An 11,612-nucleotide genomic window follows, 5' to 3' on the forward strand; every position below is an offset into this window, starting at 1 on the left:
CCAGCCACCGAAGTTCTGCCGCTTGCCCGGCCTCCTGACGGTGTGGGACTCCCACTCATAAGCCGCTGGCTCTATAATCAGTTCGCTATCAGGATCGACTCTTCACCCCGAAACTTACTGACCATCAGGCCACGACCGGATTTCGCGCCATGAGCAGCCATCGCATGCCCGCACGCATAGGCACCTTTCGCCAGCTGGAAATTCTGGTGGCTGTCGCCGAGACCGGTGGCATCGCCGCTGCGGCCGAACGCTTGCACCTGAGCCAGCCCACCGTGTCGATGCAGATGCGCAAGCTGGCAGACACTATCGGCGCTCCGCTCTACGACCTCTCGGGGCGGCGCCTGGCACTCACGCATGCCGGCGAACTGGTGCTCGAACACGCCCGGGAGATCTTTGACTGTACGGATCGTCTGGAGATGGCGCTAAACCAGCTGCAGGGCATGCACAAAGGGCGCCTCAGCCTGGGCATCGTCAGCTCGGCGGAGTACTTTGCGCCTCACCTGCTCGGCCCCTTCTACCGCCGCTACCCGTCGATCGAGGTCACCCTCAACGTCGGCAACCGCGCAGAGCTCACCGAACGGCTGCGCAACAACCTGGACGACCTCTATATTTTCGGTTTTCCACCGCAGGACCTGGATGTCGACATCACCCAGCTTGGCGAGAACCACCTCGTAGTGATCGCTCCGAAGACCCACAGCCTGGCGACCGCGCGCTCACTGAAATGGCAGGATATCGCCAATGAACTGTTCATCGTCCGGGAAGAAGGCGCGGGGATTCGGGCGGCCGTCGAATATCACCTGGAAAAGCTGGGCTATTCCCTGCGCCATCAACTGACCATTGCCAGCAACGAGGGGATCAAACACGCCGTACTGGCCCGCATGGGCCTGGCCATTGTACCAAGCCTCTGCCTGGATGAGGGAGACCACCGGGAATTGGTGCAACTGCCCGTGGCCGGATTCCCCCTGCTGGACCACTGGAACCTGGTGTTCCGCAGAGGCAAAACCTTCTCCGTGGTCGCCGAGAGCTGCCGCACCTACCTGCTGGAAGAAGGACGGGCCATGTACCAGGAGGCGACGCCCTATTGGGAAGAGCACCACCGACCAAAGCTCCCGACCCGATAGGGGGCGGGCTCTCCCGCACACATAAAAAAAGGGGGCATAAAGCCCCCTGAATAATACTGAGCCCGACGCAGCGCAGGGCCCAGTTATGCTCAACTGTAGTAGGGATCCTTCATCGGACCGATAGAGCGCGAGCGCACTGGCTGCAGGGGCACAGGCGCAATGGTTTGCGGGTAATCCGGGCCCCAGTTGACCGGGTCGCCCTTCATTTCCATCGACGCGTTCTCGGTATACCAGTCCACCAGGTCACCGTCGCAGCGCAGCAGCCAGACGGTGCCTTCCGGCCCCGCGGTGAAGTCGCCGTGGCGCACCAGTGCAGGGCGGAAGAAGTAAACACCGGGCCATTGCTCGCCGAAGTTGAAGTCGAAGGAGCCCTCCAGGGTGTAGGCCTCCTCGAACACGGGGTGGTGCGCCAGCGGGTGTTCGCGCCAGTTTGGCTTGGCCTTGATCAGGCGGGTGTAGAAGCCGGTTTTTTCATCGCGGTACAACAGCTTGATGAACAGCCCCGGCACTGGCGTGCCACCCAGGTCGAAACGCATGGGGCTGCCGCTCTCCACGTCGATCCAGTCCATTTCCTTGCTGTGCTTGACAACGAGATGCTGGTCCTCGCGCACATCGTCGGCGTCCTTGTCGGCTTCCTCGAACGTCCAGTCACCGTACTCGCGGAAGTTCAGGATTTCCGTACCGGCCTTGACTTCCAGCGGCGGGCAGAGCACGCCAGCCGGTGTACACCAGTAACCGCCTTCGCCCAGCACTTCGTCACCAATCTTCACTTCACCCTGCAGTACGTACCATTCGGTCTGCGCGGTGTGACGGCCGGCAGGGCGGCTCCAGTCGGTGTCGAAGTGTACTTTCAGTGAAGCGGACCCGTCTTCCTCGTCGTAGCTGAGGTTACGCTGGCGTGCAGTACCAGTGCCGCCCATGAGCTCTGCGGGGTGGAAGATAAGGTCTTTCTCATCAATCATTTCTACGTGGGGTCGCATGCTGCCTCCTGGAAAACGGCTTTGCTCGTGTGAATTGCGAACAGAGTACCCCCAAGCATTAAATAGACGCCAATAGATTCTTTTTATTTTTTTAATAGATATTTATCTATACACCGACATCGCGTTCAAAACCCCCGCGGCGACCGCCAGGAGCGGCCGGCAAGGCATGACAATTGTCAATGTTGATAAGCGGGGACGCTCTATAGAATCGGTTGTCAGGTACCACGATCCGCCCATTTCTGTCCGGCCTGTAGCGCTGGCCGGACCCACTCCATAGCGAGGTACGCCGACATGCTCAATTGTTTCCAGCAGGCACCACACGGCATGCTGCCCGACGCCACTCACGATGAAGCCTCCCGCCAGGAGTTTGCCAAGAGCTTGCGCGGCTTCATCCAGCAGCAGCTGCTTCCCGGACTGCAGCCCATCTACGAGAAACGGGTCGCGGCCAGCTACGAACGCGAGACCGGCAAGCGTCCCGAAAACCGCCATGAAATCCGCAAGGCCATGGTCAAGGACCCCTACTTCCAGCTCTACGCATCCACCAACCGGATTGCGCAGGAGCTGCTGTGGGAGTCGACCAATATCAGTATCGACCGCCAGCTGCCGGAGCTGATCGAAAAGGCCAAAGCCTACTCGGCGCAGGCATCAAGCCAGCTCGACATTCCGGAAGACTTTGTGCCGCCGCGCTATGTCAGCGCGCTGGACATCCACTGCATGCCTGGGGGCTACTGCTCGGAGGTGACCGAAGATGACATCACCGCAGGTGTACTCTACGACCGCGGTGTCTACCTCTACACCATGGGCTACACCGGACCCGACAACGACGACATGGGCCGCTCCGTCTGCAATTACCTGAAGCGGAACAAGCCGGACTTCAAGCCGCGCCGTATTCTCGACATGGGCTGTACCGTGGGTCACTCCACCCTGCCCTACAAGGAATACTTCCCCGATGCGGAGATCTGGGGAATCGACGTCGGGGCACCGGTCGTGCGCTACGCCCACGCCCGCGCCCAGGCCATGGGCAAGGACATCAATTTCGCCCAGATGAACGCCGAGGAAACCCGCTTCGAGGACGGCTACTTCGACCTGGTGGTCAGCCATATCCTGCTGCACGAAACCAGTGGCAAGGCCATGCCGCGCATCTTCAATGAATGCGAGCGCCTGCTGGCACCGGGTGGCCTGATGATCCATGCCGACCTGCCGCCCTTCGACCTGATGGACCCCTTCACCCAGTTCATCCTGGACAACGAGACCTGGTACAACAACGAGCCGTTCTGGGGCGCCATGCGCGACATGGACCAGATCGACCTGGCCGAAAAAGCCGGCTTCCCGCGGGACGAAGTTCGCTTCGACACGGCACCGATGGCCGTGATGGAGTTCAACAACCAGTCCGCCGGCTACGACGCGGAGTCCACCGGCGAGGTGGCTGACCGCGACTTTACCGCCGGAGAATTCGCCCCGGGCGGCGGCTGGGAAGTCCTGATCGCCCACAAACCACAACGCAAGCACGAGGCCGCATGATGATGTCTGACGCAACCGAACAACAACGCCCACATGTCATCAAGGACGCCCGCGGCAAACGCCCCTCTTTCTACGAAGCCGAGGGCCTCGACAACCTCACCTCCATGGTGATGGTGCTCGCCAGTGAACTGACCGTGCTGCGCGACCGCCTCGACGCCTCCGAGCGGGTGGCGAAGGCCAACGGACTCGACCTGGCGGCGGGTATTGAAACCCTGGAACTGGACGAAGAAGCACTGCGCAGCCGCGAGGCCTGGCGCCAGGGCTTCTTCGACCGCCTGTTCTACCTCGCCCGCAAAGAGGCCAACGAGGCCGCTGAAGCGGAGACGCGGGAGTCCTTCAAGCAGATCATCGACGATATCGCGGTGAACTGACGTCCGGACACGGCCACCCATCCCAGAACAGGCATCCCTATGAGTCACCAACATCTCGAACAACTCGCCGCCCCCACACCCGGCAGTGACCTGGCAAAGGCGCTGCTGGCGTCAGTGCAGGAGCGCGGCATATTCATCAACGGCGAGTACTCCCCGGCCAGTAACGGGCAGACCCTCGACACCTGCGACCCCGCCACAGGCCAGGTGCTGGCGCGTATCGCCAACGCTTCGGAAGCGGACATCGATCGCGCAGTGGCTGCCGCACGGGCCGCGCTCAACGGGCCGTGGGCGACGATGACCCCGCTCGAACGCAGCGCGCTGCTGATTCGCATCGCGGAAAAGATTGAAGCGCACATCGACGAACTCAGCGAACTGGAAATCCTGGATCAGGGCAAGGCCTGGGCCGTAGCACGCTGGGCGGAGATTCCCGCCGCGGCCAACCAGTTCCGCTACTTCGCCGGGCAGGCCATGACCATTGAGGGCCGCACCATCACCACCTCGGTCAATTACCAACCCGAGGGCAAACAGGTACAGGCCTGGACCGTCCGCGAGCCGGTGGGAGTGGTAGCCGCGATTACCCCCTGGAACTCTCCCCTGGTACTGACCGCCATGAAACTGGCCCCGGCACTCGCCGCGGGCTGTACGGTGGTGCTGAAACCTGCCGAGCTCACCTCGCTGAGTGCCTTGCGCCTGTGTGAACTGATGCACGAGGCGGGGCTCCCCACCGGTGTGCTGAACGTGATTACCGGCGACGGTCGCACTGCAGGCGCCCAACTCGCCGCACACACCGGTGTCGACAAGGTGGCGTTTACCGGATCGACGGCAACAGGTCGCGCAGTGGTCGCCGCCAGCCAGTCCAACCTCAAGTGCATTACCCTGGAACTGGGCGGCAAGTCACCGGCCATCGTGCTGCCAGATGCCGATCTCGAACTCGCCATCCCGGGGGTCGCCAACGGTATCTTCTTCAACGGCGGCCAGGTGTGTGTTGCCAACTCGCGAGCCTATATTCACCGCTCGGTATTCGATCAGGTTATCGAGGGAATCGTTGCCTACGGTAGCGGCCTCAAGCTGGGACATGGCCTGGACCAGTCCACCGAGATGGGCCCACTGGTATCGAAAGGCCAGGCGGACAGGGTCATGTCCTTCATCGAGGGTGCCCGTCGCGATGGCGCCAGCGTTCTCTGTGGCGGTGAACAAACAGGCCCCAACGGGACCTTCATCCAGCCCACCGTGATCACCGGCACTCGCGGAGACATGCCTGTGCACTGTGAGGAAGTCTTCGGACCGGTGCTGGTGGCGGAGCCTTACGATGACATCGAAGAAGCCATCAACTGGGCCAACGACAGCGAATACGGCCTCGCCGGCAGCCTCTGGACACAGGACCTCTCCAGCGCCCAGCGGCTGTCGCGCCAGATCAAGGCCGGCACCATCTGGATCAACACCCACTCCATGTTCGACGCGTCCCTGCCGATTGGCGGCATGAAGCAGTCTGGCTATGGACGGGAAAGCGGCCAGGTCGCCATGGACAACTACCTGGAATGGAAAACAATCTGCGCCGTAGTGTAAGTTCTACCTGCCTCCTGGATTTCGTATCCAGGAGGTAACCACATCCCATTGTGTACCCAGCGCCCTACCAGGGCACGGCTTCTCCCAGCAGATTCACAAAGCAGCCACTGTCCTTTGGACCCAGCCCGGCGATAACCTGCAACTGGTGGCTGACACTGTCGGCCACCGACCAGTGTGCGTTGGCGCCCCCGAGATCGGTGCGGGTCCAGCCCGGCGCCATCGCGACCACCGCAATCCCCTTCCCTGCCAGCTCCACCGACAGTCCTTTGGTCACCATGTTCAGCGCCGCCTTGCTGCTGCGGTAGGCATAGCTCTGGCCCATCGTGTTATTGGTGATCGAGCCGAGGTCAGAGGACATCATGAGGACAAGAGGGGCATCGCTACGCTGCAAGTGGGGCAGCAGCGCCACCGTCAGGCGGAACGGGCCGATGGTATTGACCCTGAATATTTCCTCCCACAGGGCGTAGTCCATCCCCTCCACTGACTGTGCCGCAGCGCTGGTTTCCCAGCTGCCGCCATAGAGACCGGCATTGTTGACCAGTACGTCGACAGTCGCACCCCCTAGCGCTGCCGCAAAATGACCAATGGATTCGCCGCTACCGGTGTCGAGCGGCAGGATCTGCAAGCGCCCGGGGTGGGCTTGCGCCAGCGCATTCAGCGCTGCGGCCTGCTCCGGTACTCTCGCCGTGGCGATAATTCGATCATCGCTTTGCAACAGTTGGCGGACAAACTCCAGCCCGATCCCCCTGTTGGCCCCCGTGATCAACCAGGTTTTTAACATTGACGAGGTCTCCTGAAGTGAATGCTCAGCATACTAAAAGCCCGGCGCGTGGCCGGGCTTTGCGAAAGATCAATCCAGCTGTCCCGGAATGTGCGTTTCGTGATGCTGCAGGTACCAGTCGGCGATCTCTTCCCGCGTCGCCCACCAGACTCCTGGCAGGGACTTGGCATGCTCGATGAACTCGCGCAGCGCGCGCACCCGGTACGCGCGCCCGGACACGTGGGGGTGGATACCCACGTTCATGATGCGGGCCTGGGTTTCCCCTTCCCGGTACAGGGTATCCAGCTCCTCGATGAGGATGTCGCGATACTCGTCCGTGGTGTGATTGCGGCGGGTAATGATGGTGAAGTCATTCAGTTCATTGGAATACGGCACCGATACAATCGGTCCTTTTTCCGTGCGGATCATGAACGGCTGATCGTCGTTCATGATGTCGCAGTAGAACTTGAAACCTTCCTCCGCCAGGATGGCCGGCGTATTGAGCGTACCACGCAGGGAAGATGACAACCAACCCTTTGGCTTGCGCCCGACATTCTCTTCGTAGGCGGCAATGGAGCGGGAGATGACCTCGCGCTCGCGGACCTCGTCGTGAGCAAAGTCGGTCAGCAATTCACCTTGCTCGTAGTTGTGGGCCAGCAGTTCCCAGCCGCGGTCCAGGCAGGCCTGCACCATGGCCTTGCGGCGCTCGAAGGTGACCGCGTTAGTGGTACAGCTGGCTTTCACGCCGAGCTCGTCGAACAGCTCGTACAGGCGCCAGATACCGACCCGCTGCCCGTACTCCCGCCAGGTAAAGTTAGGGTAGTCGGGGATGTTACCTGGAAGGGTATTCGGCAGAATCGCCGGCCCGCCTGCGTAGTAAGGCTGATCGTAATCCTTCACCAGGTCCCAGGTTTCCAGGTTGAAGGTGAGGATCAGTGCCACCCGTTTGTCATCCGGCCAGCGCAGCTGGCCGCGTTCGGGGAGCGGTACGTAATCGTACTGCATGACTCAGTGCTCCTCGAGGAGGCGACCGAAGCCGGAGATTTTGTCCGGGATGCCGTAGGCGCGCAGGGCGTGCCAGTAAGTCGCGGTGTTGATGGCGATCACGGGCTTGCCAAGTTCCAGCTCCAGCTGAGCGGCCTGTTTGACCATGGACAGGTTGGTGCCCACCTGAATGATGGCTTCGACCTCGTCACCGTCGATTTCCGCTACCGCCTCGCGCACCATGGTCGGGGTGGTTTCGGCAATCGCGGTCCAGCTCGGGCGACGCAGCGGTTTGTCGCGGACGGTTTCGTAGCCGTGGTCGCTGAGGAAATTCGCTACTTCGGTGTTGGCCACCGGAAAGTAAGGCGACAGGAAAGACACCTTCTTGATATTACCCAGGGCCTGCAGTGCAGCGACCACGGACTCGGAACCGGTCGAGATGCGGAGGCCGGAGACTTCCTCGATATTCTGCTTCCACTTGGCCGCACCTTCGGCGCCGCCATAGAAGGTCACAGCCGACATACCCATTACCAGGTAATCGGGTGCGCAGGTCAGCACGCCTTTCACCGCATCAACGGTGCAGCGATCAATCTCCAGTGTGCCCTGCATGAAGGACTCGTCGGAAATCGCCTGGGCGTTCTGGATAATGATCCGGCTGTAGTGGTTGGTCACACCTGCCGGACGCATATCGTCGAAGTCAGGCTGTACGATCGTGTTGGTTGAGGGGCCAAGTACGCCAAATTTGGCGCGGTAACCAAGTGCATCAGTCATTTCACTCTCTCCTAATTGGCGGCCTGGGCTTCTTCCAGGCTAACGAACATGGCCTGTCGACGCAGGAATTCACGTCGGCGGACGGGGTCTTTCTGGATATCTTTCATTTCCTGCAGACGGAGGGCGTGGTTCTCCTCCGGGCTGTGCTCCAGCAGTTTCTTGTTCTGCATGGTCTGGGCCTGGATAAAGCGGTGGGTCACCGGGCGCCGCTCCGCGTCGTAGGCGGCAAACCGGGAATCGTCGTGACCATTATCAAGATTTTCCTTGATCTTGCTGCACAGGCTCCACGCGTCGTGGATACCGCTATTCATCCCGAAGCCACCCAGCGGGTTGTTCAGGTGGCAGGCATCGCCGACCAGGCCCACGCGGCCATGGTCGAATTTGCTCGCCACGCGCTGATGCACGCGGTAGATGGTTCTGTGGCCTGTTTCCACGTCCTCGCGTCCGATGAGGTTGCGAAACACCTCATTCTTTTTCTCTTCGGAGACCAGCCATTCGTCGGGCTGGTCTTCTTTCGCCGGGACCAGGATGCGCCAGGCGCTGGGCACACGCAGCAGCACCAGCCATTCGCGCGGATCGGAGACATAGTTCACGTAGGCAAGGTTGGGGATGTAGTCCTTCAGTTCTACCTTGGTGGACAGTGTCAGGAAACGTTCGGGATAAGTGAAGCCTTCAAAATCGACATTCAGCCACTTGCGGATAATGGAGTTACCCCCATCGGCAGCAACCAGGTACTTGGCGCGGACCTTCTCGATTGAGAAGGGGCCTTCCAGAGCCACCTCGACGCCCTCGTCATCCTGGGTGAAGTGGACGACCCGGTGACTGAAACGCACTTCCGCACGCGGGTGATTTTCCAGCTTCTTGGCCACCATGCTGGCGAGAACATACTGCTCGCACTGCAGGCGGAACGGAAAACGGGTTTCATCGGCAAGCTCGGAGAGATCGAAGGAGACCACTTCGCCGCTTTCACGCTCCCGGTAGTGGTACTCCGGCGCTTTCAGGCCCTTTTCGATCAGCGTGTCCGCCATACCCAGTTCATCGAGCATCTCCAGGGTCGGCGGATGGAAGGTCGATGCACGCAAATCGATAGCGCAGTCATTGCCCGCCTCTACCAGCAGTACATCGATGCCCATACTGGCAAGGCGATAGGCGGCAACGGTGCCAACAGGACCAGCGCCCGCGACAATTACCTGGGGATTTTTCATAGCGATTCAGCCCTTGCAACGGTGTGATGAAGAATGAGTTTAGAGAGAAGAGAGCAGCGTCGACCATGACATTCGTCAACTACGGGGAAAGGCGCCAGGCGGCAGCCCCTTTCCCGGTGGCGACAGGGGGAAGACAAGCCCCCGCCAGCCACGTCGCCGCCCGGGAATAACCTTCAGAGAGTCTTCAGGTAGGCGATCAGGGCCTTACGCATGTCCTCGCTGGCAACACCCGCGAAGCTCATGCTGCTGCCCGGCACGAGGTCGTAGGGGCGTTTCAGCCAGGCATCCAGCTTTTCCCCGTCCCAGGCAAAGTCCTGCTCCCGGAGCGCCGCCGAGTAGGAAAAGTCGTCAAGGGCGGCAACGGGACGCCCGTAAACACCCTTCAGGTGGGGGCCGATACGCATGCCGCTGCTGTCGTCAATCGCGTGACAGGACTGGCAGAGCATAAAGAACTGTTTGCCTTTGGCAGCGAGTGCCGGATCATCCTCGGCCTGCGCCCAGGAAGCCGCACCGGCCAGGGACAGCGCCAGCAGGCCTACGCCGCCGAGCTTCCCGCGCATTGTTCTGATTCGCATATGTTCACTTCCTCTGATATTCGATAATCATGACCAAACCGATCCGGGCGGCGGAAATACCAGGCCTCCCCACCGCCCGCATTACGCCCTGCCGATGATTTCAAACGCCGCGCGCTCACCACTCTCCAGCGCCGACTCCATACCAAAGTCGCTGCGACGGGTATGCTCTCCGGCAAAATGCAGGCGCTCGTGAGGCACGATCATTTCCCGAGCGAAAGCGTTGATCTGCCCCGGCTTGAACATGTGGCGACAACCCCGGATAAACGTGTTGTTGCTCCACCCGTACATGTCCAGGAAGCGCAGCTTGCCCTTGGTAGACGGGCGGATACGTGCAATTTCCGACTCCATCAGGGCCAGAGCCTGGTCCTTGGGGAACTGGTCGATGCGGGATGCCGCGGGCTCGGTAAACACCACCATGAAGCGATGCTTGTCCTCGTCGGGGCGTTTCTCCAGGGCCCACAGCATATGGATGGTGCCGTCAGTGAAGAAGGACGGTTCGAAACCGTCCTGCTCCCAGTAGGGCTCTTCGATAAAGCCGAAGGCCCGGGTGGTACCGGCGTAGCCGATCTTGTGCACGGCATCCGCCTGCGGCCCCTGCAGCAGGGGGTAAATGGAGACATTGCGCAGGACGGAGAACGGCAACGCGGAAATAACGAAATCCGCGGTGTAGCGACTGCCATCGACACAACGCACTTCAGCACGATCGCCCGACATGTCGATCGCTCGCACCATCTTGCCGGTTTGCACACTGTCGCCCAATGCCGCGGCCATTGCTTCCGGCATGCGGGAACAGCCACCCTCAATATTGTTGATCCGGGCCAGGGATTCACCCTCAAGCTTGCGATTGGCAAAGCCGTAGGGACGGTCAATTTCCTCGACCTCCTGGTTACCGAATCGAGCGTCGAACAGGCCCCGTGTTTTTTCCTGCATCAGCCCCAGGGCCGATGAGCCATAGAGATCATTGCCAATGCCGGCCAGTCGAATGGCCGCCGGGGACACGTTGTTGCGCTGCATCAGTTCCAGTATCGAGACGTCGTAATCAGCAAATTTCGGGTTCAGCCAGTCATCGAGATTCTGCAGCGGGTTGAACTTTGACAGCAGTTGGCTGCCCACCAGTGCCGGCTGCATTTTTCGCTCATCACCCACCATCCGGTTGAGTGGAGAATCCGCCCACTGATCGGAACGAACCCAGTTCTGCTCCAGGTAACTGGACATAGGCATCAGGTTGCGGTGTTCCGGAATCAGTTTCAGGTCGAGTCGGGAACACAGGTTAATGACGCGGGCATAGGTACGCCCGATCTGGCTGGCGCCGAATTCCGGCCGGGTTTCCACGCCGTCTCTGGTGTATACCCGCCCGCCGATTCGCTGGGAAGCCTCCAACACCGTCACGTCGAGCCCGGCATCGGCCAGCAGCAGGGCGCTGTACAGGCCCGAGAGCCCGCCGCCCACCACTATGACCGAAGACCGTTCCGCTGCCTTCAGCAGCGGCGCCCCCAGGGTGGATAACAGCGGCACCGCAGCAGCACCTTTGATCAAGTTTCTTCTGGTTACCATGATGTTGCCCTCAGTGTTTACGCCAGCAAGCCGCTACCCCGGCAGAGTGCCCGGGAGTGCGGCGACAGTTTCGCGTTAGCCCCGCCAGAGACATTGCAATCTGCGGCGGCCCTGCAAAAACGCCACAGAGAGTGTAGGAGGACAAAATCCGCATCAACCATGACATATGTCAAGTGCCGCCAGGGGCGGGCCACCTTCACCCTA

General features: G+C 60.9%; 11 protein-coding genes. 4 read left to right on the plus strand and 7 right to left on the minus strand.

The features are described 5' to 3' along the window. The first annotated feature begins 164 nt into the window (after window positions 1-164). The gene (locus FV139_RS14615; RefSeq protein WP_187276560.1) at window positions 165-1,121 is read left to right on the plus strand and encodes a LysR family transcriptional regulator; all 957 of its coding nucleotides are present in this window, start codon (window positions 165-167) and stop codon (window positions 1,119-1,121) included. Window positions 1,122-1,210: 89 nt separating this feature from the next. On the opposite strand, the gene FV139_RS14620 is transcribed toward FV139_RS14615, so the two are convergent. Further along, a complete protein-coding gene (locus tag FV139_RS14620; protein WP_148069197.1) occupies window positions 1,211-2,101 on the minus strand; it encodes a DUF4437 domain-containing protein in 891 nt (296 codons plus the stop codon). A 291-nt stretch (window positions 2,102-2,392) separates the two neighbouring features. Between FV139_RS14620 and FV139_RS14625 the strand changes: the two genes are divergently transcribed. Genes FV139_RS14625 through FV139_RS14635 form a run of 3 tightly spaced genes read left to right on the plus strand, consistent with a single transcriptional unit; the run spans window position 2,393 to window position 5,559 of the window. Next, window positions 2,393-3,622: a class I SAM-dependent methyltransferase gene (locus tag FV139_RS14625; RefSeq protein ID WP_148069198.1), complete on the plus strand. Its 1,230-nt coding sequence runs from the start codon at window positions 2,393-2,395 to the stop codon at window positions 3,620-3,622. Continuing rightward, window positions 3,619-3,993, plus strand: a complete 375-nt coding sequence (locus FV139_RS14630) for a hypothetical protein (RefSeq protein WP_148069199.1) — start codon at window positions 3,619-3,621, stop codon at window positions 3,991-3,993. The genes FV139_RS14625 and FV139_RS14630 overlap by 4 nt, the downstream gene beginning before the upstream one ends. A 39-nt stretch (window positions 3,994-4,032) precedes the next feature. Then, window positions 4,033-5,559, plus strand: coding sequence for an aldehyde dehydrogenase family protein (locus FV139_RS14635; protein WP_148069200.1), 1,527 nt, complete (start codon window positions 4,033-4,035; stop codon window positions 5,557-5,559). Window positions 5,560-5,623: 64 nt separating this feature from the next. Here FV139_RS14635 and FV139_RS14640 read toward each other — a convergent pair whose 3' ends face one another. From FV139_RS14640 to FV139_RS14665, 6 genes are all read right to left on the minus strand, one after another. Further along, entirely contained in the window at window positions 5,624-6,340 is a 717-nt protein-coding gene (locus FV139_RS14640; RefSeq protein WP_148069201.1) for an SDR family oxidoreductase, read from the minus strand. Between the two features lie 69 nt (window positions 6,341-6,409). Further along, window positions 6,410-7,324: a polysaccharide deacetylase family protein gene (locus tag FV139_RS14645; RefSeq protein WP_148069202.1), complete on the minus strand. Its 915-nt coding sequence runs from the start codon at window positions 7,322-7,324 to the stop codon at window positions 6,410-6,412. Window positions 7,325-7,327: 3 nt separating this feature from the next. Further along, window positions 7,328-8,074, minus strand: a complete 747-nt coding sequence (locus FV139_RS14650) for a maleate cis-trans isomerase family protein (RefSeq protein ID WP_148069203.1) — start codon at window positions 8,072-8,074, stop codon at window positions 7,328-7,330. Window positions 8,075-8,085: 11 nt separating this feature from the next. Continuing rightward, on the minus strand, window positions 8,086-9,279 hold the full coding sequence (locus FV139_RS14655; RefSeq protein WP_148069204.1) for an FAD-dependent oxidoreductase: 1,194 nt from the start codon (window positions 9,277-9,279) through the stop codon (window positions 8,086-8,088). A 173-nt stretch (window positions 9,280-9,452) separates the two neighbouring features. Beyond that, window positions 9,453-9,854 carry a c-type cytochrome gene (locus FV139_RS14660; RefSeq protein WP_148069205.1) on the minus strand — a complete coding sequence of 134 codons (402 nt, stop codon included), beginning with the start codon at window positions 9,852-9,854 and terminating at the stop codon, window positions 9,453-9,455. Between the two features lie 81 nt (window positions 9,855-9,935). Next, on the minus strand, window positions 9,936-11,390 hold the full coding sequence (locus tag FV139_RS14665) for a flavin monoamine oxidase family protein (RefSeq protein WP_187276561.1): 1,455 nt from the start codon (window positions 11,388-11,390) through the stop codon (window positions 9,936-9,938). Window positions 11,391-11,612: the final 222 nt, after the last annotated feature.

This window comes from Parahaliea maris, assembly GCF_008064665.1.
In the GTDB taxonomy this organism is placed as follows: domain Bacteria; phylum Pseudomonadota; class Gammaproteobacteria; order Pseudomonadales; family Halieaceae; genus Parahaliea; species Parahaliea maris.